The sequence below is a fragment of the Streptomyces sp. NPDC028308 genome, from assembly GCF_055565855.1.
Window position 1 is genome coordinate 645,911 of sequence record NZ_JBVHTO010000002.1, and the last position, 23,760, is coordinate 669,670.

General features: G+C 71.8%; 28 protein-coding genes. 13 read left to right on the top strand and 15 right to left on the bottom strand.

The features are described 5' to 3' along the window. Positions 1-28: 28 nt before the first annotated feature. Positions 29-229, bottom strand: coding sequence for a hypothetical protein (locus tag ACZ4VA_RS07315; RefSeq protein WP_468080234.1), 201 nt, complete (start codon positions 227-229; stop codon positions 29-31). Positions 230-505: 276 nt separating this feature from the next. Next, positions 506-1,414, bottom strand: a complete 909-nt coding sequence (locus ACZ4VA_RS07320) for a PRC and DUF2382 domain-containing protein (protein ID WP_356168048.1) — start codon at positions 1,412-1,414, stop codon at positions 506-508. A 204-nt stretch (positions 1,415-1,618) separates the two neighbouring features. Between ACZ4VA_RS07320 and ligA the strand changes: the two genes are divergently transcribed. After that, positions 1,619-3,703 (top strand): NAD-dependent DNA ligase LigA, encoded by a 2,085-nt coding sequence (gene ligA, locus ACZ4VA_RS07325; RefSeq protein WP_468080236.1) that lies wholly within the window; start codon positions 1,619-1,621, stop codon positions 3,701-3,703. 448 nt (positions 3,704-4,151) lie between these two features. Further along, positions 4,152-4,826, top strand: a complete 675-nt coding sequence (locus tag ACZ4VA_RS07330) for a LysE family translocator (RefSeq protein ID WP_468080238.1) — start codon at positions 4,152-4,154, stop codon at positions 4,824-4,826. Positions 4,827-4,846: 20 nt separating this feature from the next. Here the strand turns inward: ACZ4VA_RS07330 and ACZ4VA_RS07335 are convergent, their stop codons facing one another. Beyond that, positions 4,847-5,470, bottom strand: coding sequence for a class I SAM-dependent methyltransferase (locus ACZ4VA_RS07335; protein WP_355784103.1), 624 nt, complete (start codon positions 5,468-5,470; stop codon positions 4,847-4,849). Between the two features lie 88 nt (positions 5,471-5,558). Then, the gene (locus tag ACZ4VA_RS07340; RefSeq protein WP_356168060.1) at positions 5,559-5,783 is read right to left on the bottom strand and encodes a hypothetical protein; all 225 of its coding nucleotides are present in this window, start codon (positions 5,781-5,783) and stop codon (positions 5,559-5,561) included. Between the two features lie 616 nt (positions 5,784-6,399). Here ACZ4VA_RS07340 and ACZ4VA_RS07345 point away from each other — a divergent pair. Beyond that, a complete protein-coding gene (locus ACZ4VA_RS07345; protein ID WP_355784097.1) occupies positions 6,400-6,645 on the top strand; it encodes an acyl carrier protein in 246 nt (81 codons plus the stop codon). A gap of 66 nt (positions 6,646-6,711) precedes the next feature. Here the strand turns inward: ACZ4VA_RS07345 and ACZ4VA_RS07350 are convergent, their stop codons facing one another. The 5 genes from ACZ4VA_RS07350 to ACZ4VA_RS07370 all read right to left on the bottom strand — a co-directional run bounded on the left by ACZ4VA_RS07350 (position 6,712) and on the right by ACZ4VA_RS07370 (position 11,817). Further along, a complete protein-coding gene (locus ACZ4VA_RS07350) occupies positions 6,712-7,527 on the bottom strand; it encodes an RNA polymerase sigma factor (protein ID WP_468080241.1) in 816 nt (271 codons plus the stop codon). 141 nt (positions 7,528-7,668) lie between these two features. Beyond that, positions 7,669-8,127 carry a DUF3662 domain-containing protein gene (locus tag ACZ4VA_RS07355; RefSeq protein ID WP_355784085.1) on the bottom strand — a complete coding sequence of 153 codons (459 nt, stop codon included), beginning with the start codon at positions 8,125-8,127 and terminating at the stop codon, positions 7,669-7,671. A 3-nt stretch (positions 8,128-8,130) separates the two neighbouring features. Further along, positions 8,131-8,295 (bottom strand): hypothetical protein, encoded by a 165-nt coding sequence (locus ACZ4VA_RS07360; RefSeq protein WP_355784083.1) that lies wholly within the window; start codon positions 8,293-8,295, stop codon positions 8,131-8,133. A 104-nt stretch (positions 8,296-8,399) separates the two neighbouring features. Further along, a complete protein-coding gene (locus ACZ4VA_RS07365; RefSeq protein ID WP_468080244.1) occupies positions 8,400-10,433 on the bottom strand; it encodes a CocE/NonD family hydrolase in 2,034 nt (677 codons plus the stop codon). A gap of 49 nt (positions 10,434-10,482) precedes the next feature. Next, entirely contained in the window at positions 10,483-11,817 is a 1,335-nt protein-coding gene (locus tag ACZ4VA_RS07370; protein ID WP_356168073.1) for an ATP-grasp domain-containing protein, read from the bottom strand. A gap of 289 nt (positions 11,818-12,106) precedes the next feature. Between ACZ4VA_RS07370 and ACZ4VA_RS07375 the strand changes: the two genes are divergently transcribed. The 6 genes from ACZ4VA_RS07375 (at position 12,107) to ACZ4VA_RS07400 (ending at position 15,955) form a co-directional block, all read left to right on the top strand. Then, complete coding sequence (locus ACZ4VA_RS07375; protein WP_355792118.1) at positions 12,107-12,271, top strand: hypothetical protein; 165 nt, start codon at positions 12,107-12,109, stop codon at positions 12,269-12,271. Between the two features lie 2 nt (positions 12,272-12,273). Further along, positions 12,274-12,546: a DUF4190 domain-containing protein gene (locus ACZ4VA_RS07380; RefSeq protein ID WP_355792121.1), complete on the top strand. Its 273-nt coding sequence runs from the start codon at positions 12,274-12,276 to the stop codon at positions 12,544-12,546. Positions 12,547-12,748: 202 nt separating this feature from the next. Beyond that, on the top strand, positions 12,749-14,356 hold the full coding sequence (locus ACZ4VA_RS07385; RefSeq protein WP_468080247.1) for a serine/threonine-protein kinase: 1,608 nt from the start codon (positions 12,749-12,751) through the stop codon (positions 14,354-14,356). Then, positions 14,353-15,036, top strand: coding sequence for a hypothetical protein (locus ACZ4VA_RS07390; RefSeq protein WP_356239812.1), 684 nt, complete (start codon positions 14,353-14,355; stop codon positions 15,034-15,036). The genes ACZ4VA_RS07385 and ACZ4VA_RS07390 overlap by 4 nt, the downstream gene beginning before the upstream one ends. A gap of 117 nt (positions 15,037-15,153) precedes the next feature. After that, positions 15,154-15,414, top strand: coding sequence for a WhiB family transcriptional regulator (locus ACZ4VA_RS07395; protein ID WP_355794839.1), 261 nt, complete (start codon positions 15,154-15,156; stop codon positions 15,412-15,414). Between the two features lie 106 nt (positions 15,415-15,520). Beyond that, positions 15,521-15,955 (top strand): ATP-binding protein, encoded by a 435-nt coding sequence (locus tag ACZ4VA_RS07400; RefSeq protein WP_355794841.1) that lies wholly within the window; start codon positions 15,521-15,523, stop codon positions 15,953-15,955. A gap of 206 nt (positions 15,956-16,161) precedes the next feature. Here the strand turns inward: ACZ4VA_RS07400 and ACZ4VA_RS07405 are convergent, their stop codons facing one another. After that, the gene (locus tag ACZ4VA_RS07405; protein ID WP_355782795.1) at positions 16,162-16,593 is read right to left on the bottom strand and encodes a hypothetical protein; all 432 of its coding nucleotides are present in this window, start codon (positions 16,591-16,593) and stop codon (positions 16,162-16,164) included. Positions 16,594-16,886: 293 nt separating this feature from the next. Here ACZ4VA_RS07405 and ACZ4VA_RS07410 point away from each other — a divergent pair, with 293 nt between their 5' ends. Next, entirely contained in the window at positions 16,887-17,282 is a 396-nt protein-coding gene (locus ACZ4VA_RS07410; protein WP_452922081.1) for an SsgA family sporulation/cell division regulator, read from the top strand. Between the two features lie 161 nt (positions 17,283-17,443). Here ACZ4VA_RS07410 and ACZ4VA_RS07415 read toward each other — a convergent pair whose 3' ends face one another. The 5 genes from ACZ4VA_RS07415 to ACZ4VA_RS07435 form a co-directional block, all read right to left on the bottom strand. Beyond that, positions 17,444-17,617 carry a CsbD family protein gene (locus ACZ4VA_RS07415; protein ID WP_355782801.1) on the bottom strand — a complete coding sequence of 58 codons (174 nt, stop codon included), beginning with the start codon at positions 17,615-17,617 and terminating at the stop codon, positions 17,444-17,446. A 164-nt stretch (positions 17,618-17,781) separates the two neighbouring features. Further along, complete coding sequence (locus ACZ4VA_RS07420; RefSeq protein ID WP_355782803.1) at positions 17,782-18,168, bottom strand: ANTAR domain-containing protein; 387 nt, start codon at positions 18,166-18,168, stop codon at positions 17,782-17,784. A gap of 128 nt (positions 18,169-18,296) precedes the next feature. Then, complete coding sequence (locus ACZ4VA_RS07425) at positions 18,297-19,202, bottom strand: alpha/beta fold hydrolase (protein ID WP_355782806.1); 906 nt, start codon at positions 19,200-19,202, stop codon at positions 18,297-18,299. Between the two features lie 33 nt (positions 19,203-19,235). Further along, complete coding sequence (locus ACZ4VA_RS07430) at positions 19,236-19,628, bottom strand: VOC family protein (protein ID WP_452922078.1); 393 nt, start codon at positions 19,626-19,628, stop codon at positions 19,236-19,238. 29 nt (positions 19,629-19,657) lie between these two features. Continuing rightward, positions 19,658-19,819, bottom strand: coding sequence for a hypothetical protein (locus tag ACZ4VA_RS07435; protein WP_356168090.1), 162 nt, complete (start codon positions 19,817-19,819; stop codon positions 19,658-19,660). 289 nt (positions 19,820-20,108) lie between these two features. Here ACZ4VA_RS07435 and ACZ4VA_RS07440 point away from each other — a divergent pair, with 289 nt between their 5' ends. The 3 genes from ACZ4VA_RS07440 (at position 20,109) to ACZ4VA_RS07450 (ending at position 23,741) form a co-directional block, all read left to right on the top strand. Further along, positions 20,109-20,300 carry a CsbD family protein gene (locus tag ACZ4VA_RS07440; protein WP_355782814.1) on the top strand — a complete coding sequence of 64 codons (192 nt, stop codon included), beginning with the start codon at positions 20,109-20,111 and terminating at the stop codon, positions 20,298-20,300. A gap of 401 nt (positions 20,301-20,701) precedes the next feature. Then, positions 20,702-21,949 carry a cytochrome P450 gene (locus ACZ4VA_RS07445; protein WP_355793571.1) on the top strand — a complete coding sequence of 416 codons (1,248 nt, stop codon included), beginning with the start codon at positions 20,702-20,704 and terminating at the stop codon, positions 21,947-21,949. A gap of 133 nt (positions 21,950-22,082) precedes the next feature. Beyond that, positions 22,083-23,741 (top strand): catalase, encoded by a 1,659-nt coding sequence (locus ACZ4VA_RS07450; RefSeq protein WP_355793569.1) that lies wholly within the window; start codon positions 22,083-22,085, stop codon positions 23,739-23,741. The last annotated feature ends 19 nt before the right edge of the window (positions 23,742-23,760 follow it).

Below are 23,760 nucleotides of genomic sequence, written 5' to 3' on the forward strand. Positions count from 1 at the left end.
TGCCGCCGGGCGGTCCGGGTCCTGAAGGTCAGGCGGCCTCCGTGCCCGGCCGCTCCCTCCGGGTGGTCGAGCGCCCGGATCCGGTGTGCGTCACGAGCGACAGATGCCCCCGTGCAGGTCGCGCGTGCCGCGCGACCTGCACGGGGGCGAACATCTTCTCCTCGTACCGGTCGAGGAGAAGCAACAGGCCCAGCAGCAACGGCGGTACACCGACAGCGATGAAAACCACGACAAGTCCCCTTCGGACGCCCTCCGGTCCGGGTAGCCCGCCTCGCGCCGACGGAAAGCCGTGAACGGTGGAGGACGCGTGACCATCTCGTGGAGGCGGCGGTGTCCGAGGGCGGGCCCGGGACCTGACGCGTGATCAACTCGGCGACGGGAGACGGGCTCACGCCTGCCGCCGGACGGGTCCGGCGGCAGGCGTGAGCCGAATCGGCGTGCGTCCGGGGGCGGTTGCGCCCGTCCGGCGCCTCGGGAGCACCGGACGGGCGCGACGGCGGGTGCCCTACCTGCGCGGGCCGCCCTCCTCGTCCTCGTCCATGACGCCCTCGGTGGCGATCTCCTCGTGGCGGACCTGACCGGTGACGGTCTCGTTCTCGGTCTGCTCCTCGGTGGTGAGGCGTACGCGTTCCACCGGGACCGCCTCGGTCTCGACCACGGGCCGCTCGGCGTGCAGGGTGACCTCGTGCTCGGACTCCGTGATCTCCGGGCCCGAGAGGGAGTCGTCGAGGTTGGCGTCCGTGATGGGCTCGCGCACGACGCGGACCTCCTCGTGACGCAGCGGAACGGTGCGCTGGACCTCCTCCGTCACCACGTACTTGCGCAGGCGGGCGCGTCCGGTCTCGTACCGCTCCGCACCGACGTGCATGCGCTCCTCGGAGCGGGTCATCGCGTCGTCGTCGCGCATGCCGGCGCGCTCGTCCATGCCGCTGTCCGTGGCGATGAACCCCTCGCCCTCCATGCGCCCGGTGCCCGCCGTGCCCGTGGTGCCGGCCATTCCGGTGGTGTCGGTCATGCCGGTGTCCGTGGCGTCGGCCGTGCCGGAGTGGGCCCAGCCCTCACCGCCGGGCTGGTTGGCCTGCTCCCAGGCGTCGTCCCACGCGATGCCGTAGTGCTCGTACAGCCGGTGCTCCTCCGCTTCGGAGAGGTGTCCCCCGCTGTCCACGTCGACGTTGGGCGCGTCCTTCACCTTGCTCTTGTCGTACGGCACCTCGAGGTGTTCCTCGACCACCACCGCCTCGCGGATCGGCACGAAGGACTCACTGGTGCCGAACAGGCCCGTCTTGACACTGACCCATTCCGGCCGGCCGGTGACGTCGTCGTAGAAGACGTGCTTCGCCTCGCCGATCTTGTTGCCGTCGGCGTCGTAGACGGGATGTTCCAGTACCGCCGGGATCTGCTCCTGAGTGATCATTCCTCAGCACCTTCCCTGTGTGCTCCTGCGTTCGGCTGCCGTCCGAGTCACCGTGAGAAATAGTGCGAAACACGTTGAAAGCATCGAATGCGATCGAATCGGAAGATATCGCCCCGTGCGCTCTGTTGAGCCTTATAGCTTCGCAGCGCGTGACGAGAGGTCGACAGGGCGGCATTGTCAGTGGTGGGAGGCAGGATGGCGGACATGACCACACCTGCAGCAGTGATCGTCGACGCCGCCGCCTACGCCCAGGCGGTCGAGGAAGCCGTCAAGGCCTCGGCGGCCTATTACACGGGCGGTACGTCCGCGCTGGACGACGACGCGTACGACCGTCTGGTGCGCGGCATCGCGGCGTGGGAGGCGGAGAATCCGGAGCTGGTGCTGCCCAACTCCCCCACCGGGAAGGTCGCCGGCGGCGCGGTCGAGGGCGACGTCCCGCACACCGTGCCGATGCTGAGCCTGGACAACGTGTTCTCCGCCGAGGAGTTCACCGCGTGGACCGCCTCGGTGGCCCGCCGGATCGGCCATGAGGTGACCCGGTTCAGCGTGGAGCCCAAGCTCGACGGACTGGCGATGGCGGCCCGTTACCGCCACGGCCGCCTGACGCGGCTGATCACGCGCGGCGACGGCACGGCCGGCGAGGACGTGTCGCACGCGATCGGCACCGTCGAGGGACTGCCGGTCCGGCTGACCGAGCCCGTGACGGTGGAGCTGCGGGGCGAAGTCCTCATGACGAACGCCCAGTTCGAGCACGCCAACGAGGTGCGCACCGCGCACGGCGGGCAGCCGTTCGCGAACCCGCGCAACGCCGCCGCGGGCACCCTGCGGGCCAGGGACCGCGCCTACACCGTGCCGATGACGTTCTTCGGCTACGGACTGCTGCCGGTGGCGGACACCGACTCCGAGCTCGCGGCACGCCTCGGCGAGCTCGCCCACAGCGACCTGATGGCGGAGGCCGTCCGCCTCGGCGTGAACACCCCGGCCGGCACGGCGGTTTCGGCCCTCACCGCCGAGACGCCCGAGGAGGTCCTGGCACGCGTCCGCGAGATCGCCGCGCTGCGGGCGGAGTTGCCGTTCGGGATCGACGGGATCGTGGTCAAGGCCGACCTCGCCGCGGACCAGCGGGCGGCGGGGTCGGGCTCGCGCGCTCCCCGCTGGGCGATCGCCTACAAGCTGCCCGCCGTGGAGAAGATCACCCGCCTGCTGGACGTCGAGTGGAACGTGGGCCGCACCGGCATCATCGCCCCGCGTGCGGTCCTGGAGCCGGTCGAGATCGACGGCTCCGTCATCACGTACGCCACCCTGCACAACCCGGCCGACATCACGCGCCGCGACCTGCGCCTCGGCGACCACGTGATGGTCCACCGCGCCGGCGATGTCATCCCGCGCGTCGAGGCCCCCGTCGCGCATCTGCGCACCGGCGAGGAGCAGTCGATCGTCTTCCCCTCGGCCTGCCCGCGCTGCGGCTCCGCCATCGACACCGGCGAGCAGCGCTGGCGGTGCGAGAACGGCCGCAACTGCCATCTGGTGGCCTCGCTCTCGTACGCCGCCGGACGTGACCAGCTCGACATCGAGGGGCTCGGCGCCACGCGTGTCGTCCAGCTGGTCGAGGCGGGCCTGGTGGCCGATCTGGCCGACCTGTTCACGCTCACCCGCGAGCAGTTGCTCAGCCTGGACCGCATGGGCGAGACCAGTACCGACAACCTCCTCGCCGCCCTCGCCACCGCCAAGGACCGCCCGCTGGCCCGGGTGCTGTGCGCCCTGGGTGTACGGGGCACCGGCCGGTCCATGTCCCGGCGCATAGCCCGGCACTTCGCCACGATGGACGCGCTGCGCGCCGCCGACGCGGAAGCGATGCAGCGGGTCGAGGGGATCGGCACCGAGAAGGCCCCGTCCATCGTGGCCGAACTCGCCGAACTGGCACCGCTCATCGACAAGCTCGCCGCCGCGGGGGTCAACATGACCGAGCCGGGGGCCACCCCGCCCGTCGCCGCGAACGGTGACACCGAGGGCGGGCAGGCGGCCGAGGAGGCGGCGGGTCCGCTGGCCGGGATGACCGTCGTCGTCACCGGCGCGATGACGGGCGCGCTGGAGAAGCTCAGCCGCAACCAGATGAACGAACTGATCGAGCGCGCCGGCGGCCGCTCCTCCTCCAGCGTCTCCAAGAAGACCGCGCTCGTCGTCGCGGGTGACGGCGCCGGGTCCAAGCGCGACAAGGCCGAAGCACTCGGCGTACGCCTGATCACCCCGGCCGAGTTCGCCCTGCTCGTCGCCGACCACCTCGACTGACCCGACTGGTCCGGCGCGACGGTCCGGCTCGGATCGTCCGGTTCGGTCGGGCCGGGGGGACTGCTCCGGTGCGGCCGATCCGGCGCGATCATGCAGTGGCACACGTCACATCGATCCGGGGACGGCGCAGGAACACCGGCAGACGGTTTATCGTTCATCTATACGTGGCTGCGGAGGGGACAGTGTCCCCGGGCCTCACCTATAGCCCATGGGGAAGATCGTTCGGCTGAAGCCCCATGGAGCCTTTCGCCGCGAGGCGACCACCCTCCGCACGTCACCACCTACGGCCCCGGCTGGTCTCCCCCGTCCAGTCGGGGTCTTTGCTGTCCGCGTCCCGGCGCGGGAGGCGTGAACCCCGTCCGCGTGGACACCCAGCAGGGGCGGGGGCCGCCGATTCCGCCCGCCGCGGTACCGCGAGGACAGCCGGCCGGGAGAAGCGGAGCAGGGCATGTCGATCGACCTCATGGGATTCCTCGGCGTCGTCATGCTCGCCTATCTGATCCCGGGCCCGGACTTCTTCGTGATCGTCAGAGCCTCCGCGCTCCGCCCCTCGCTGGGGCGGATGGCGGCCCTCGGCGCGCAGACCGGACTGTGCGTCCACATGCTGGCGGCGGCTCTCGGACTGTCCGTCGTCGCCGCCCGCTCGCCCGCCGTCTTCACCGCCGTGAGACTGGCCGGCGCCGCCTACCTCGTCTACCTGGGCGCGCGGGCGGTCGTCTCCGCCCGCCGCGCCTCAGCCGAGCGCCGGGAACGGACCGCCCGGGGTCAGGACGGCATCGATCCCGCCCAGGACGCCTCCCGTCCGCTGGAGAAGCGGCCCGTGCCGAGCCGGCGCGAGGGTTTCACGCAGGGCTTCCTCACCAACGTGCTCAACCCGAAGGCGGCGCTGTTCTTCCTGAGCATCGTGCCGCAGTTCGTCGACGGCCGGGGCTCGATGACCGGGCAGATCCTCCTGCTCGGCCTCCTGGACGTCGCGATCGGCGTCCTCTACTGGCTGGTCCTGGTGAGCGCCGCGGCCCGGCTGCGGACGCTGCTGAACCGGCCCGCCTTCCGCGACCGCTGGGACATGACGACCGGCTGGCTCTTCATCGCCATCGGCATCGGGGTCGCGGCCGCCGAGTGAGCCTCGCGAGACGCCCGGCCCTACGGGGAGAGGGCCACGCCGAGCGAGTCGGCACCCATGGGCTTCGGGGCGCCCTTCTCGTAGAAGACGTCCATGTCCGTGATCGTGAACCCTGCCGCCGTGACCAGGTCGGCGGTCGGGCGCGTGAGGTGGCAGCCGCCGAAGAGCCGCTTGTTGACCGGCTCCAGACGATGCTGCCAGCGCCGTACGCCCGGATCCTCCTCCGGCGCGAGACCGTGCTCCAGGAAGTGCAGGGTCCCTCCGGGCCGGAGGACCCGCCGCACCTCCCGCAGGGCTGCCTCGGCGTCGGGGATGGTGCACAGGGTCCAGGTGGACAGGGCGGCGTCGAAACTGTCGTCCACGAAGGGGAGGGACTGGCCGTCCAGACCCGCACGGCGTACCGGGATGCTCGACGCGCGCACCCGCTTCCCGGCGAGACGCCAGCCGAGGTCGGACGGCTCGATCGCGGTGACACCGGTGACCGTCGGCGGGTAGTAGGGCACGTTGTGGCCCGTGCCGAAACCGATCTCCAGGACCTCGCCGGTCAGGCCCTCGCAGGCACGGCGGCGCAGCGGCCCGGCCGTCTTGACCCCGCACGCCACGTCGATGATCCGCGGCAGCACTCGGTCGGCATAGCACCCCATGGCAGCCTCCGTGTCCTCTCCCAGGATGGCACCGCGAACAGGCCCGTGCATGCCCGTTCGAAGGGGAGCACGGCACGCGGGGACGGCTCTACAGGGGGGCCACGGCGGTGAGGGCGGCGGCGATCACGAGGACGGCCACGAAGACGCCCAGCCCGAGACCGCGCCCGCCGACACCCCGGGCCCAGCGGCTTCGGCCCACCGGGTGCGCCGGGCTCTCGCAGCAGACGCAGTGGTCGTGCAGCAGGACGGGCGAGTCGAGCCAGTAGGCGCCCAGGAGGCGGGCGTGGCGGTGCGGCGACGAGGCTTCGGTCATGACGGGGTGAACGAGTCGCCCTCCCGGCCGCCACGCCCCGGTCAACCAATTCGGCAGACCTTCATACATCCGGGCAATGTCCCGGCCGAGGAGGTTTACAAGGCCGTTTTCGGGGCTCACCATCCAGCCGGCCTCGTCCGCCGGGCGACGGTCCGGCGGACGCCGTACGTACCTGCGATTACCCGGAGGCCGGCCATGACCCCGCATCTGCGCCCGCCGTCGAGCGTGCACCACGTGTCGCACGGCGCCCGCCGGGAGTACGGGCCGGACACGCCCCGGCGTCCCGGTCGGCGGGGCGGCCGATCCACCGGACCGAGGTCCGCCGTGCCCGACACCCCTCACGCACACGGCACGTCCAGCACCGCGGCCGGCCGGTGAGCGCCGCCCGGGTACCCGGCCTGATCCTGCCGGTCGCCTTCCTCGTCGCCCTCGTGATCGGCGTCGTGTGGTTCTGGCGCCATCGCGGCGAGTAGCCGCGGCGGACGGGTGGACGCGCCGGACGGTTTCCCGGACGCGGTCCGCAGGGGCGGAGACGGCCGACACTCTTCGTTTCGCCCGCCGGGACCGAGAAACCCGGATCGCGTCCACCAGTTCCCACCTCCACTGGGAGATGACCATGGCTACGGGAGAGACCGGGTTCAGCGATGTGACGTTCGACCTCATCTCCGTGCAGTACCACTCGCTCAAGGCGGGGCACGACTACGGCCAGTACGTGCGCGACGCGGAGAACGCCGGCAAGAAGGAGATCGCGGAGTTCTTCCGCTCCGTCATGGAGCAGGACTCCGAGCGGGCCGCCCAGTGCCACCGGTTCCTGGCCGAGCTGTCCGGCACCGAGGACGCCGGACCGGCCGCATCCGGCTGACACGGCACAGCGGATCGCGAGCACGACGGGAGACCGGGCCCCGCGCCCGCCGGGCGGGCGACCGCCTCAGGCCGACCGGCCGAGCCTGCGCCGGAGTTCGGCGCGTTCGACGTCGTTGGAGCTGAGCGCGATCGCCCGCCGGTACGCCTCGGCGGCGCCGGCCGGGTCGCCGCTCCGCCCGAGCAGGTCGGCGTGGGTCGCGTGCAGCGGCGGGTAACCGGACAGCGCGGGGTGCCGGAGCAGCGGCCCGAGCAGCGCCAGCCCCCGTTCGGGCCCCTCGGCGAAACCGACGGCGGCGGCACGGTTCAGCGCGACGACCGGCGAGGGGTCGAGGCCGGCGAGCACACCGTAGAGGTGAGCCATCCGGGGCCAGTCGGTGGCGCCCTCCTCGACGCCCTTCATGTGCAGGGCCGTGACGGCCGCCTGGAGCTGGTAGGGGCCCGGCGCTCCGAGCCGCAGCGCGCGGGTCAGTGCCCCGACTCCCTCCGCCGTCCGGTCCCGGTCCCATGTCGCGGGGTCCTGCTCGGTGAGGGCCACCCAGTCACCGCCGTCGCTCACCCGGGACGCGCTCCGGGCGTCGTGCAGCAGCATCAGCGCCAGCAGCCCCCACACCTCGGCCTCCTCCGGGAGCAGTTCCGCCAGGAGCCGCTGGAGCCGGATCGCCTCGGCGCACAGCTCACCGCGGACCAGGACCGTGCCGGCGCTCGCGCTGTACCCCTCGTTGAAGATCAGGTAGGCGACGCGCAGGACCGCCTCCAGCCGCTCGGGCAGCTCCTCCGCCCTGGGCACCCGGTACGCGATGCCGGCCGCCGCGATCTTGCGTTTGGCGCGCACGATCCGCTTGCCCATCGTCGGCTCGGCCACCAGGAACGCGCGGTCCACTGGACCGACGCACGCGGGGAGGCGTTTTGGACACCTCGGAGTCGGAGGAGTCGGAGAAAGAAGATCCGAGGGGTCGGAGGAAGGGAGAAGGGGGCGGGCCGGACGCGGCGGCTGAATGCCGGGCCGCGTCCGGCCCGCGGCTCACATCCCCGGTTCCGGCACCAGGCCGCGGCCGGGTGCCGTCAGGGGCGGGTCCGCCGGCGCCGCGTGCGCCTGGAAGGCGTCGGCGCGCACGTGGTGCATGACACGGCTCGCCACCCGGTAGCGCCCGTTGGGCAGGTGGCGGGACTTGGTGACATGCACCGCGAGCGGGCCGGCCCATTCGTAGCCCTTGCGCTCGCCGTGGCGGGCCAGGCTGTCGGTGAGCAACTGGTCGACCCGGTCGCCGTTGCGTTCGAGTTCCTCCACGGCGAACTCGGCGAGTTCGACGTCGTAGGCGTTCGGCACGACCACGCGGCTCTCACTGCACACGACGGCGTTGTCGTCGCATTCGCGGTGCAGGGCGCCGAGCAGCTCGACCGGTTCCTTGTGGCGGATGTGCGCGAGCAGCGTTCCTCCGAAGCGCTCCAGCGCTCGTTCCAGACCGGTGAGTGTGCTCACGCTCTACTTCTCCTCCCGCTCCGCGAAGTCGTCCGGGCTGACCTGCGCCTCCTCCAGCGCCTCGCGCAGCGTCCGCCCGGTGCCGCCCTGCTCCTGCGGCTGTGCGGCGCCGGCCGGCACCTGGTCGGTCGTGTGGGTCTTGCCTCGGTTCTCCTCGGGGACAGTCATGACTGAAGACTCCTGGGGTCGGTTCGATCGGTTCGGCCGGTTTTCGTCGTGCTTCTCACCCGCGGGTTCCCGGACAGCGGAGGTCGACGCCTCCGGTGCCGGACCTACAGCAGGTCGCGCGGCACGGTCTCGTTCCAGGTGCGGGAGAAGACCCGGCGCTCGCCCTCGTAGCCGTCGAGGGTGGCGTCCACGAAGAAGTCCCGCTCGTCGCAGCTGAGCCGGGTCCGCGTCACCACCCGCACGTCCCAGTCGCCGCGCCGGAACCGCATGGTCCAGGCCGACTCGCCGCTCGCCGAGGTGAAGTCGTCGGCGACGGCCGTGTAGCGCTCGTAGGCACGGCGTCCGGCCTCCAGGCCGATCTCGTCGAAGCGGACGAGTCCCTGGTCCTTCACGATCTCCAGTTCCGAGCGGTAGTCGACCAGGTCGCGCTTGACCTCCCAGCGGGACTCGGGGGGCGCCAGGCTGGTCACGCCGAGCGGCGGTGTCCCCTCGGGTTCGCCGAACGGCGCCGCGGAGATCTCGTCGGGCTCCTCCGTCGGCCGGACGGGCAGCGTGAGGGTGCTGGAGCGCTCGTGGACGCTGAGCAGCGCGGGCTCCGGGGGCGGCCAGGCGAGCGGCCAGTACGACGTGGACAGGGAGAGCCGGACGCGGTGGCCGGGCGGGAACGCCTGTGCCACTCCGTTGAGCTGGACGGTGGCCCGGTAGCGGCGCCCCGGCTCCAGCGGTTCGGGGTTCTCGGTGTCCTCGCGCCGGGTGAGGTTGAGCAGGCCGTACGTCACCCGGGTCGCCGCGCCGTCCGGGCTCACGTCGGACAGCCGGGCGGCCACCATGGCGACGGGCCGGTCGGCGGAGAGGTCGAGGTCCACGGTCGGCGAGCCGAGGATCTCCAGCCGTTCGGTCAGTGGCTCGGTCTCGAAGACGAGGGAGCCGCCGTCCTCCTCGCGCTGGTCGTAGGGCAGGTCCGGCGGTGCGTTGTAGGAGGCCCACTTGCCCGCGAACTGGCCGACCGACAGGGGTGAGCGCACCGTCATCGCCTCACCGGCGTCGCCCGCCCCGTCCGGGCCCGGGGGTTCGATCCGGTGCCGGGTCAGCGGGTACGTCACGGGGTGGATGTGCGGGGACGGCCAGGTGGGTTCGGCGACCCAGCGGCCAGGGCGCTCCTCGTACGACGTGGACGGGGGCACGCTGTCCTGCATCCAGGTCCGGAGCATGGGTCCGTCCATGACGCCGTTGTCGACGCCCTTGAGCCAGTGGTCCCACCAGCGCACGACCTCCTGGAGGTAGCCGATGGCGGGGCCCGGCTCGCCGAGGTGGGGGAACTTGTGCGACCAGGGTCCGATCAGCCCCTTGCGGGGCACGTCCAGGTTGCCGAGCAGCCGGGTCACGGCGTTGGAGTAGCCGTCGGCCCAGCCGCTGGAGGCGAGGACGGGGCAGCGCACGTCCTCGTAGTTCTCGGAGACCGAGGCATGGCGCCAGTAGTCGTCGCGGCGCTGGTGGCGCAGCCACTCCAGCACCCACGGGTCGGTGTTCTCAAGGCGTTCGCGCCACATGTCGCGCCAGCGGTCGCCGACCACGGCGGGGTCGGGCGGGCAGGTGGCGTAGGCGAACATGGTGCCCGCCTCGGCGAGGTTGTCCGAGAGCATGGCCCCGCCCATGTAGTGCATGTCGTCGTGGTGCCGGTCGTCGGTGAACGAGGCGATGACGATGGCGCGCAGGCTCGGCGGGCGGCGGGCAGCCACCTGGAGCGCGGCGAAGGCGCCCCAGGATAGGCCCATCATCCCGGTGGCGCCGTCGCACCAGGGCTGCTCGGCCAGCCAGGCGAGGACCTCCTCGGCGTCGGCCTGTTCGCGTTCCAGGTACTCGTCCTTGAGCACGCCCTCGGACTCACCGGTGCCGCGTACGTCGACGCGGACGCAGGCGTAGCCGTGGCCGGCGATGTACGGGTGGTGGACGGAGTCGCGTACGGAGGTCAGATCACGCTTGCGGTAGGGGATGTACTCCAGCACCGCGGGCACCGGCTCCCGGTCCGAGGCGGTGGGGCGCCAGATCCGCGCCGACAGCCTGACGCCGTCGGACATGGGGATGACGACGTGTTCTTCTTCCTTCGTCGCGTACGGCAGTTCGCTCACGTAACGCATGAGGCGCCGCGCTCCTTTCCTTGCTGGGGCCGTTCTGGGGCTGCGGCGGTCAGCGGTCGCCCGCCGGGCCGCCGGACGTGCTCCCGTCGCCCCGCTGCGGAACGTCGTCGAAGGCCAGGCCGAGGGCGGCCACGCAGTGGTCGTACTTCTCGCGCAGGTTCTCCTCGCTGCTGCCGCCGGTGAAGATGTGCGCCAACTCGTAGCTGTAGCTGTCCTGTTGAGTCAGCTCCGAGAGGCGCTGTCCCTGCTTCGGCACCACGTCCAGGCGGACGCCCGCGGTCTCCCGCTCGATGCGCTCGATGTCCTCGGCGGAGGGCACGCGGGTCACGACGCCGTCGGTGAACCACCGGTGGTACCACTTCGCGGCGGTCGCGTAGGAGCCCTCGCCGTGGGGCATCCGCGGGTCCTCGCCGAGGGCGAGGCTGAACATGCAGTGGTGGTTGGGCACTCCGTCGACGAACTGGAACAGCTCGGCGTGCGACTGGGAGTGCCGGGGGTTGATCTCCAGGAGGTTGATCTCCTGGGTCTTCGGGTCGTAGAAGTACTCCACGCTGAACGTGGCCGACTCGAAGCCGATCTGGCGCATGACGCGCTCGGTGACGTCGTGGAGTTCCCGGATCACCGGCGGCGGCAGCGTCGAGGGGTACTGGTGGCGCAGGAAGCACGGGGAGTCCGGGTACTGGATGGAGTCCAGCGCGCCGTAGACGGTCACCTCGCCCTTGTGGACGTAGCCCTCGACGGCGACCTGGATGCCCGTCATGGCCTCCTCGGCCAGACACACCTCGCCGCCGACGCCGTCCATCTCGGGCGGCAGCTCGACCTGGCCGAGGATGTACTCGAAGGGGCGGCCGATCCTGGAGATGCCCTCGCGGATCTGCGCGACGGCGTCCCGGAACTCGTCCATGTCCTTGACGCCGAAAGCGAGTTCGGAGGAATACGAGAGGGCGGGCTTGACCCACATCGGGAAGCGCACGCCTTCGGGGGGCTTGGGGTCGTCGGTGTCCAGATCGACCCTGCCGAATCGGGGATGCCGGTCGGTGACCTTCTGCTGCTCCAGCCGGCTCCAGTACTTGTGCTCGCACTTGACGACCGACTCCAGGCTGGTGCTGCGGGTCCCGTAGCGCTCGGCGAGGATCGGTATGAGGGTGCTGACCGGGAAGTCCCAGTAGCCCACGATCGCGTCGACGGACCCGTCGAAGGCGTCCAGCACGGCCTGCGCCTTGTCGAGGATCTCCGGCACCGACACCTCGCCGTCCTGGAGTTCCTCGACCGACAACAAGGGGTGCAGGTTCAGCGACTTGGCACCCGGTACGGCGTTCAGCGTCGGGAGGTTGGCCTCGTCAAGGCCGATCACGAAGACGTTCTTGGTGTTCTCGTCAGACACCGGTCACCTTCCTGTTCGTTTCGCGGCTCTGTCCGGAAGTGATCGCTCCCGGAAGATCGTCGGAGTACCCCTCGACGACGGCGCCAACCTCCATCTGCGCAAACGCCGGTTGAACGCGATCGCGAACACGGGTCTCCCGACGGCCGGTCTGCGACGGGTGGGCGACGGTCGGCACGTGAGCGCCGACACGCCCAGGTGTGGCGGCGGGGCCACGGGAAACCCGTAACCGCATGTTGCTACCGAGGCGATCAGCGCTGACGCCCGTGCCCGCACACGAACGGAGGTAGACGTGCTCTTCCTTGTCGTGGCCCTCGTCGTCCTGGCCGTCGTGGTCGGATCGGCCGCGTACCTGCCGTGGCCCGTGACCCTGGTGGCCGGTGTGGCCATCGCCACGTGGCTCGCGGTGTTCGCCGTCCGTGAGCGCCGTCGGCGCGGCCGAATCCGAAAGGCGTGACCATGAAGCTGACCGCACCCCCACGGCGCGAGACCGGCAGGCGGGACACCGAGGGAATGGCCGTCGCCTCCTTCGTGCTCGGCCTGGTCGGGCTCCTCGTCCTGAACTTCGTCCTCGGCCCGATCGCCATCGTGCTGGCCGTGATGGCGCTGCGCCGTGACACCCCGCGCCGCTTCCGGGCGCGGCTCGGACTCGCGCTCGGCATCGCGGACATCGTGCTGCTCGCCGTGCTGATGGCGGCGAACGGCACCACGTCGTGGAGCATCATCGGCTGACTCCCTCCCGAAATCCGCCCCGTTCTCGGGCATTTCGGACATCAGGTCGGAACGGCCCGTCGCGCACCGCGGCGGGCCGTTCCGCCGTGCGCCACGGCGTAGGGTGCAACCGAACTGGCCGAAAACGTGTCTTCGAGCACACGACTGGAAGCGCGTGGGCCCGCGGGCGCCCCGCGCGCACCGCGTCTCGGGGGGATGGGGCATGAACACTTGGGCAGTGCCGGGCTACACGGAAGCGCGTGAGCTCGGCTCCGGAGCGAGCGGGCGGGTCGCCCTCGCCGTCCACGAGGAGACCGGGCTACCCGTCGCGGTGAAGTACCTCAGCGAGTCCCTGCGCACGCGTCCCGGTTTCGTCGCCGAGTTCCGCGCCGAGGCCCGACTGCTGGGCGGCCTCGAAAGCCCGCACGTGGCCGGCCTGTACGAGTACGTCGAGGGCCCGGACGGCGCGGCCATCGTGATGGAACTCGTCGACGGCCTCTCCCTGCGCAGGCTGCTCACCCAGGAGGCGCCGCTCGTCCCGGAGGCGGCGCTCACCCTGCTCAAGGGGTCGCTGCTCGGCCTCGCCGACGCCCATCGCCTCGGCGTGGTGCACCGCGACTACAAACCGGAGAACGTCCTCGTCACCGCCGAAGGCACCTCCAAACTGGTCGACTTCGGCATCGCGGCCACCGACGGCACCACGGCCGGCATCGCGGGCACGCCCTCGTACATGGCCCCGGAGCAGTGGACCGGCGCTCCCGCCTCCCCCGCCGCCGACGTCTACGCGGCCACCGCCACGTTCTTCGAGTGCCTGACCGGCCGCAAGCCCTACAGCGGCGACAACATGGCCGAACTCGCCCTCAAGCACGTGGACGGGGAGATCCCCGCCGAGGAGGTCCCCGAGGCGCTGCGCCCGCTCGTCCTGCGCGGTCTGGCGAAGTCCCCCGGTGAACGGCCCTCGGACGCCGAGGGCTTCGTGGCGGAGCTGGAGGCCGCCGCGCACGGCGCCTACGGGGCCGACTGGGAGGAGCGCGGACGCGGCCGGCTCGCGGCGCTCGTGGCCCTCTCGCTGCTGCTGCTCCCCTCCGCGCCCCGCACCGCGCACGGCACCACGGACACCGCCCGCACGGTCCTCGCCCAGGACCCCCGCGGCCTGCGTTCCTGGCTGCCCGGCCGAGGAGCCCTGCTCGCCTCGGCCGTCGCGCTCGTCGTGGGCCTCCTGCTGGCCTACGGCACCGGGCCGGACGCACCGGACACCGCGCAGCAGGCCGCCCAGGCTCTCGCCACCACGAGCACGCAGCCGGACGTGACCGCCGGACCCACCGGTCCCGCGCCGTCCGGCTCGCCGACCGCGTCCGCACCGGACGGCACTTCCCCGCCCTCGCCGTCCGGAGCGGACGCCGAGACCACCGCGCCGCCCTCGGCCTCCGCGTCCGTGCCCGCGGGCACCGCGACACCGACGGCGACCGCCGCGGACCCGAGCACGACGCCGACCGTCGCTCCCGTCGCGGTCAAGGACGTCACGCTCACCGGCTTCCGGCAGACCGGGCCGTCGACGGGTACGGCGACGGTCACCGTCACCACCGACGGAACGGGACCGGTCGGCCTGACCGTCGCCTTCTTCACCGGGGACACCCGCGGCCAGTCAGGCACCCAGGACGGCGCGGCGCAGACATACGAACGCAGCGGCTCGACCACGTACACCCTGTCCGTCGACCACACGTTCCAGGGGACGGGCTGCTACTGGGCGGCGCAGGCCACGACCGACCCCGCCGCGGCGTCCGGCACCGCGTGGCAGCAGCTGCTGACGCGGGCGTGTGACATCCGGTGAACGACCGCACCGGTGTCCCCGGCGACCGCGCCGACCGGGACGACGACTACAGCGCCACCGCCCTGGCCAGCCACTGGATCCAACGCCCGGACCACGACGAGGTCCCGGCCGGCGGAGACACCCTGGTGGAGCCGCCGTCCGGCACCGAGGCCACCCGCCTCGACCCCGGCACCCGCCCCGACCGCGTCGATGGCACCCTGCTGCGCTTCGGACCCGGCGTGACCGCCGACACCGTACGCCGGGCGCACGTCACCCTCCCCGCCCCGTCGGCGGCGCCCGGGCGGCCCCGTCGCACCTGGCGCAGACACGCGCTGCCCGTGCTGGTGCTGCTGGGCGTCCTCGCCTTCCTGGCCTGGGACCGGTCCGCCCCGCCCGTCGCCGTCCGCGACGTCACCGTCACCGCCGCCGACCCCTCCCCCGGCTGCGACGGCACGGCCGACATCGTCGCCACTGTCACCACCGACGGGAGACCCGGCACGCTGACGTACCGCTGGATACGCAGCGACGGCACCTCCTCCCCGGTCCTGCGCGAGACCGTGACGAGCGGGCAGAAGACGGCGCGCCTGCACCTGCTGTGGACCTTTCGCGGTTCGGGCCGCTACACGGGCCGGGCGGAGCTGCGGCTGCTCTCGCCCGAACACCGCACGATTGCGACACATCTCACATACCGCTGCCCTTGACGGCGTCCGGCTCAGCACATCAGATCCCAGTTGGCTGTTTCACTCCTGCGTCTGAAGGTGACCCGGACAACGAACGAAGTCCCACCGACCGGAACGACTCGATCGAAGGAGACTGTCATGGAGAGCTGGCGGGACGCTGCGGCATGCCGGAGCGTCGACCCCGACCTCTTCTTCCCCGTCGGCAGCACCGGGCCCGCGCTTCTGCAGATCCGGGAGGCAAAGGCGGTGTGCAGGAGCTGTCCGGTCCGCGAGGCCTGTCTGCAGTGGGCACTGGACACGGGGCAGACCCTGGGCGTCTGGGGTGGCACCAGCGAGAACGAACGCCGCGCGCTCAAGCGCCGGATGCCCAGTCGCCGCGGCGGCGAATCGGCGGCGTAGGCGGCACGGCGCGGGCAACGCCTGAATCCATGCCCGGCCACAGAAGGCAGACGGGGGAGACCGGAGCACCGTACGTGCCCGGTCCGCACGAAACCGGGAAGGCGAGATGACGACCGAGCCGCACTGGGACAACGACCTGGCTCCCGACAACACAGCGAGTCTCACCAGCACGTTCGCCGGTGAGCTGTGCAACGTGACCGACGCCCGCCTCGTCGCGGAGGACTACCTGCGTGCTCTCGCGCGGGTGTCCCCGCCCCGGGCGGCCGAACACCTGGACGACGTCCTGCTGGTGGTGACGGAACTGGCCGCCAACGCGGTGCAGTACGCTCCCGGCCCCTTCCGGCTGGAGCTGCGCCGCACCTTCGACGGCGTGCACGTGCTCATGCACGACACGAGCACGGTCCGGCCGACACCGCGGTCGTTCAGCCCCGACGGAGGCGGCGGAGGAGTGGGCTGGCATTTGATCCAGGCGCTGAGTGACCAGGTCAGCGTGGTGGAACGGCCCGACGGCAAGGACGTGCACGTGTTCCTGCCCTGGTGACACCGCGGTGGACGCCGGGAACGGCGTCGGCCGGTGCGGACCCGGGAGGGTCCCGGCGCGCGCGGCGCCGGGCGCGGTCGACAAGCCGGCGTCCGGTCAGCCGTCGCGCGATCGGGCGTCCGGTCGACCCGTCGCGGCCCGCCGGGGAACCGGCGGGCGTCGGGAACGGGTGGGCGTCGGGGCTCGGCCCGGACCTCGGGCCGGGCTCAGACATCCGTGGGCAGACCGCTCACCTCCGCGATACCGCGCAGTTCCTCGTCCTGACGGTGGCGCTCGCCGATGAACTCGGCGATCTCCTGGCACTTGGCCGGGTCGGCCGCGGTGCCCGAGTCGGTGACGACCCGGACGGGGCCGGCCTCCTCCGTCTCGATCTCGACGATCTGGTTGTCCAGACGGCCCGTGACGGCGACCGCGACGACGAGGGAGGCCTCGTCGCGTACCTCCTGCGAGACGTGCTCGCCCTCGGCGCCCTCCAGGCTCAGTTCGATCGGTCCGGCCCGCTGTTCCTGGATCGCCTCCAGCACCGGTTCGACCATGCGCAGCAGCAGCGCGTAGTCCGAGGGGGTCATGCGGAGGCGGAGCAGGTCGAGGTACAGGTCCACGGGCCGGCCTTCCGGCGGAAGCTCTGATTCGCTCATGGCACTCGACTTCCCCGATGTAGGCGGCGTGATCGCATCTGCATCCAGAATGGTGGGCCCGCGCGCCGGGCGCCGCTCGAGAGGTCCGCCGGTACGGCGTGCGGGTGGCCCGGGACCCGCCCGGCTGCCGTGCCGGGCCCTTGCCGTCGCGGCCGGAGAACGGCGGTCCCGTCACTTCCGTGTGAATCCCCCATTTGCGTGAGCATCATGCGCGCAGCCGGGGTACTAGGGGTCTCTAGGTCCGTTCCCTCCGGAGGCTCCTCTTGATCCCGATCGTGCACAGGACGCTCGTCATGCAGCTCGAAGCGGGCGGCACCGGCCGCTTCTCCGTGCTGGCCCACATGACGTACGAGGCCGACGATCCGTTCGCCGTCACCATCGTGTTCAGCCACGACGGCCGCGTCCTGGCCCGGTGGAGACTCGACCGCCAGATGCTGGCCGACGGGATGGAGCGCCCGGTCGGTGAAGGGGACGTACGGATGGAGCCGCAGTCCACGGGGCTGTGGCGGGAGCTGCGGATGGAGTTCCTCGGCGAGCCGCACACCGACGGGGGGCGGCACCGCGCCGTGATCCTGGCCTGGGCCCCGGCCGTCATGTCGTTCCTGGACGAGACCTACGAGGTCGTCCAGCCCGGGCAGGAGAATGTGTGCGTCGACGGTTTCCTGGCCGAGGTCATCGCCGGGGGCTGACCATCGCGCGCGCCGGAGGGAACAGGCGCGGACACCGGGCGGGACCGCGGCACGGAGCCTCAGCCGGAACGGCCCGGACACCGGGTCCGCCGCACGCCCGTCACGCAGCCGGGTCCGCCGCACAGGGGTGCGCGGGCCCGGTTGCGGCGCTGGTGTCGATGTCAGTGACGTAGCGCGTCCTTCGCCTTCTCCTTGGCCTGCCGGGCATCGCCCTTGGACTGTTCGGTCGCTCCCTTGGCGGTCATGCGCTCGTTGCCCACGGCGCGTCCGGCGGCTTCCTTCGCCTTGCCCTTGACCTGCTCGGTCTTGGCCTTCGCCTTCTGGTTCTTGGCCACTGGCGCTCACATCCTTACCGCTTCAGCAATGCGCCGTCTATTTTACGACCGAATGTCTGAAACGACCCCTTCGGTGCGGAACGGCGACGCTCCGGGCTCGACAGGTGAGCGGGGGCGCGGCAGGGCCTGTTTCAGGCACCGGGGGCACTCCCCACGCGCGCCCCTCAGGACAGGCGGTCCACCGCCCGCGTCCGCGCCTTGCTCAGCTGGATCTCGCGCTCCAGTTCTGTCTTGACGGCCTCGGGCAGCTCTCCCGTGCGGGCCCACTCGACGACCGCCTCCGCCACGCGCCGCAGTTTCACGTTCGTGCGCTGGGACGTCCGCCGCAGCACCTCCCAGCCCTCCTCGGGGGTCAACTCCCCCAAGGCCAGGACCACACCGATCGCCTGGTCGATCACGGCGTGCGAGGAGACCGCCTGCCTGAGCTGAGCGTTCTCGTCCTCCAGCCGTACGAGCCTGGCCGCGTCCCACTCCCGGCCGTCGGGAACGAGCCGCCCTGTCCGCGTGTCCGACATCAACGTCGCCTCCGGGGTCCGGGAGTCCGGCGTCATAAGATCACTGTCCAGTCTGCCTCGTATGCACGTGCGAGCGCAGTTCGGGAACCGGGTGCCCGAGCCGCGGGGCGTCACGGGCGGGGGCCCGCCGTGCCGACCGCCATCCGTGCGGCCAGGTCCGCCGCTCACGCCGGCCGGCCGTCGCCTTGGCCCGCCGCGTCGTCCGCGCGGACGCCGTCGAAGAATCCGGCCAGTGCCGCGGCGAGTTCGTCCGGGGCCTCCTCCGCGACATGGTGCCCGGAGTCGATCCCGTGGCCCCGCACGTCGGGCGCCCAGTCCCGCCAGATCTTCAGCGGATCCCCGTAGAGGTCCTCCAGGTCGTCGCGGAGCGACCAGAGCACCAGCGCGGGGCACCGGATGCGTACCCCGGCGGCGCGGTCGGCCTCCTCGTGACGCCGGTCGACGGTGAGGCCGGCCCGGTAGTCCTCCAGCATCGCGCGCACCACGTCCGGATTCCGGGTGGCCGCGCGCCACTCCTCGTAGTTCTCCCGGCCCATGCTCTCGGGGTCGCCCCGGTACCAGCCGTCGGGGTCGGCGTTGATGACCCGCTCGGGGATGTCCGGCTGGGCGAAGAAGAACCAGTGCCACCACTGCGTGGCGAATTCTGTGTCGGCGCGGGAGAGGTGCTCCGTGATCGGCAGGCAGTCGAGCAGCGCCACGCGGGACACCGCGTCGGGGTGGTCGAGGGCGAGCCGCAGCGCGACGGCGCCTCCCCGGTCGTGCCCGGCCAGCGCGAACCGGGTGTGGCCGAGCTCGCGCATGACGGCCGACAGGTCCTCTGCGACCGCCCGCTTGGAGTACCCGGTGTGGTCGGGAGTCGGGGCGGGCCCCCGGGAGCGCCCGTAGCCCCGCAGGTCCGGGCAGACGACGGTGAACCCCCGCTCGACCAGCCGGGGAGCGACCCGGTGCCAGGTCGCCGAGGTCCTGGGATGGCCGTGCAGCAGCAGGACCGGCGGACCGTTCCCACCCCGGCGCACGAAGACGGACGCCTCCGCCGTGCGGACGGTGTGGGTCTCGAAGCCTTCGAACATGATCCCCGCCTCCCTCGAATGCGCGTCGGCAAACTAGCGGGGACCGGAATCGCGCACGAACAGGCAGAACGGATGCCCCACGGGGTCGAACAACACGCGTACGTCGTCCTGGGGCTGGACGTCGGCCGGGCGGGCGCCCAGGGCGGTGGCGCGCGTGAGGGCCGCGGACAGGTCGTCCACCTCGAAGTCCAGATGGAGCATCATCTGCTGCTCGTCGGGGGCCGACGGCCAGCGCGGCGGGACGAAGTGCGGCTCGGTCTGGAACGACAGGCCGGCGCCGCCCTCCGGCGGCGCGATCATCACCCAGTCCGGGCCGTCCTCCCGCACCTCCCAGCCCAGCAGGCCGCGGTAGAACACCGACAGTTCACGGGCGTCGGGCGCGTCCAGCACGGTGGCGGCCAGCGTGAACTCCGGGTTCCTGTCCATGCGTCAACTCCAGTGTCCGGTCTGCGGGTTCAGTCCTCACCGAGGATGATGTTGCTCCCCAGGCCGGTGCTCTCCTGCTCCTCGGCGGCCTCGCTCCCGGGGACACGAGCGGGCGGAACGGTCCGCGCGCCGTCCGCCGCCCGCCCGTCCTCGGGTGCCGCGGGGTCTTCGGTGCCGACGCCTGTGTTCATGGGGAACACCTCCGTGTGGTCCGCTCGTCCCTGTCGGGTTACCCCGGGCGGGCGCGGGAAACGGGTCCGGCCCGAACAGGCGCTCTAACCGGCCGAGTTGGCGTCGCGCGTGTTCCTCGACGTACCGGGCACGCAGGGCGACGACGGACCCCGGGCGGCTCGGGTACGCGCTGGTCCACGGCGTGCACGGGACGGGCCGTGGTGACGGAACGTGACACTTCAGCGGGCGGTGGTTCCCGATCCCCATTTACGTTGGGCGGGCAAGCGACCCCCCACACAAGGAGGAACCATGGCGGACAAGGGCGGTATGGACAAGATGAAGGGCAAGGCCAAGGAGATGACCGGCAAGGTCACGGGAAGCCGTGAGCGCCAGGCCGAGGGCAAGCTCGACCAGGCCCGCGGCGAGGCCAAGAAGGTCAGGGGCCAGGCCCAGGAGCGTGCCCAGGAGACCGGCCGCTCCATGAAGCGCGACCGCACCTGACTTCGCCGGACGGGGAGTGCTCCCGCGGGTCCGCCGGAGCACTCCCCGTCACGCGGCCCCACCGCGGTCCGGTGTGCACCCGGACGGCTCCCGGGCAGGGGAAGGCCCCGACTGGTTCGGGGGACACCCAGCCGGGGCCGGTCGAGGGCGGACACGGAGGGCGGTCGCCTCCCGGCGAGGGGCTCCACGAGGCTTCAGCCGAACGATCGTCCTCGTGGGCGAATGGATGAGTCCCGGGGACACAGTTCCCTCCGCGTCCACATACCGTTCAACGTGCGGACGGACCCGAATGTTCCGCACCCCGGGGCACCCGCGGCCCGCCGCGGCGCACCTCCGGAACAGCCCGCACGCGCGCCCCGGGGGAAGCGTTTTCGCGGCGCCCCCTCGGGCACCCGGGCCCCATGCGTACCTCACCCCTCCCTGCCGCCGACCACACCGGCTCCCTGCTGCTGGAGGGCTACGCCTGGCTTCCCGACCGGATGCGCCGCGCGGCGAGCCCGGTCGTCCGCGCCCGGCTGCTCGGCCGGCACACCGTGGCACTGCGGGGCCCCGACGCCGTCCGGTTCTTCTACGACGAGCGGCACGTGAACCGCCGCGAGGCCGTGCCGGAGCCCGTGCGCAGCACGCTGTTCGGCCACGGGGCGATCCACACGCTGGACGGTGAGGCACACCGGGTCCGCAAGGCCATGTTCCTGTCACTGCTGACTCCGCCGGCCCAGGTCGCCGACCTCGTGGAACACGTCACGGACGCATGGGACGAGGCCGCGGACGCCTGGCGCGGACAGCCGGAGACCGTGCTGTTCGACGAGGCGGCGAAGGTCCTGACGGCCGGGGTGTGCCGCTGGGCCGGGATACCGCTGGAGCGGGACCGGACCGAGGCCACGGCGCAGGACCTGGTGGCGCTGGTGGACGGCTTCGCCACCCCGGGGGTACGGCACTGGCGCGCCCGCCGGGCCCGCGTCCGCTGCGAGGCGTGGCTCGCGGACCTGGTGGAGAAGGTGCGCGACGGTGAGACCGAGGTGCCGGAGGGCTCGGCCGTGGCGACCGTGGCGGACCACCGTGAGGCCGACGGCCGGCCGCTCGACGCGCAGACTGCCGCCGTGGAGCTGCTGAACATCGTCCGCCCCACCGTCGCCGTGTCCTGGTTCGTCGCCTTCGCGGCGCACGCCCTGCACCGGTGGCCCGAGAACCGCGCCCCGCTGCGGGCGGGGGACGCGGCGTACAGCGCGGCCTTCGTGCACGAGGTCCGCCGCTTCTACCCCTTCGCGCCCTTCACCGGCGGGCGGGCCGCGGCCGACCTGTACTGGAAGGGCGAGCACATCCCGGCCGGGGGCCTCGTACTGCTCGACCTGTACGGGCAGAACCACGACGCGGAGCTGTGGGGGGACCCGTACCGGTTCCGCCCGGAGCGCTTCCTGGAGCGTCCGGTGGAGCGTGACGAGCTGGTGCCGCAGGGCGGCGACGACCCGTCCACCGGACACCGGTGCCCCGGCGAGGCCGTCACCATCGCCCTGCTGGAGGCCCTCGCGGTGCGGCTGTCCCGGCTGGAGTACGACGTCCCGGTCCAGGACCTGACCATCCCGCTGCGGCGCATACCGACGCGCCCGCGCAGCGGGTTCCGGATCACCGGCGTCCACCCCGTCGCGTAGGCGGCCGCCCGGGGGACTCGACGGCGGCGGCAGGGGTACCCACACGCCGTCTGCCGCAGCCGGTGAACGGACAACTCAAAATCGTGGTACATCGGGATAGAACCGCACATACGGGTTGAAGGAGTCGACGAACGTGACGGACGTATCAGGCAAGGGTCCCGCCCCGGACGACGACCGGAAGGTCCTCACCAACCGGCAGGGCCATCCGGTCTACGACAACCAGAACCAGCGCACCGTCGGGGCCCGCGGTCCCGCGACGCTGGAGAACTACCAGTTCCTGGAGAAGATCAGCCACTTCGACCGCGAGCGGATCCCCGAGCGCGTCGTGCACGCCCGCGGTGTGACCGCCTACGGCCACTTCGAGTCGTACGGCGCCTGGGGCGACGAGCCCATCGAGCGGTTCACCCGGGCCAAGGTGTTCGCCGAGCGCGGCAAGCGCACCGACGTGGCCGTCCGTTTCTCCACCGTGATCGGCGGCCGTGACTCCTCGGAGGCCGCCCGCGACCCGCGGGGCTTCGCGGTGAAGTTCTACACCGAGGACGGCAACTGGGACCTCGTCGGCAACAACCTCGGGGTGTTCTTCATCCGGGACGCCATCAAGTTCCCGGACGTCATCCACGCCCTCAAGCCGGACCCGGTCACCTTCGAGCAGCAGCCGCGGCGCATCTTCGACTTCATGTCGCAGACGCCCGAGTCGATGCACATGCTCGTCAACCTCTTCAGCCCGCGCGGGATCCCGGCCGACTACCGCCACATGCAGGGCTTCGGCGTCAACACGTACAAGTGGGTGAACCAGGAGGGCAACACGGTCCTGGTCAAGTACCACTGGATGCCCAAGCAGGGCGTGCGCAGCATGACCGAGGAGGACGCGGCCAACGTCCAGGCCCAGGGGCTCGGCCACGCCACCAAGGACCTGTACGAGGCGGTGGAGCGCGGCGAGTACCCCGAGTGGGAACTGCTGGTCCAGATGATGGAGGACCACGACCACCCCGAGCTGGACTTCGACCCGCTGGACGACACCAAGACCTGGCCGGAGCAGGACTTCCCGCCGCGGCCGGTCGGCCGGATGGTGCTCGACCGGATGCCGGAGAACTACTTCGCGGAGAACGAGCAGATCTCGTTCGGCACCGGTGTGCTGGTGGACGGACTGGACTTCTCCGACGACAAGATGCTCGTCGGCCGGACCTTCTCCTACAGCGACACCCAGCGCTACCGGGTCGGCCCGAACTACCTCCAGCTCCCGGTGAACCAGGCCAAGAACGCCGACGTGCGCACCAACCAGCGCGACGGGCAGATGGCGTACCACCAGGACGGCGCGGGTGAGAACCCGATCGTGAACTACGAGCCGTCGATCACCGGCGGCCTGCGCGAGGCGCGGTACCCGACGCACGACGAGCAGGGGCCGGAGATCCACGGCCGCCTCACCCGCAAGCGGATCCCCCGCACCAACGACTACATGCAGGCGGGTCAGCGCTACCTGCTGATGGAGCAGTGGGAGCGGGACGACCTGGTGAAGAACTTCACCGACCTGCTGTCGCAGTGCGACCGGGCGGTGCAGGAGCGGATGGTCTGGCACTTCCTGCTGGTGGAGAACGAGCTCGGCCTGAAGGTCGGCGAGGGTCTCGGCATCAGTCCGCAGGACGTGTCCGGCCTCGAACCGCTGGCCAGTCAGGACCTTACCGACGAGGACCGCAAGCGCCTCGCCAACCTGGGCGACAACCCGCCCCGGGACGTGTCCGGCCTGACCATGACGCACTGCGTGCCCGACACCCGTCACACGGTGACGCGCTGACGGGCCGCCGCATCCCGGC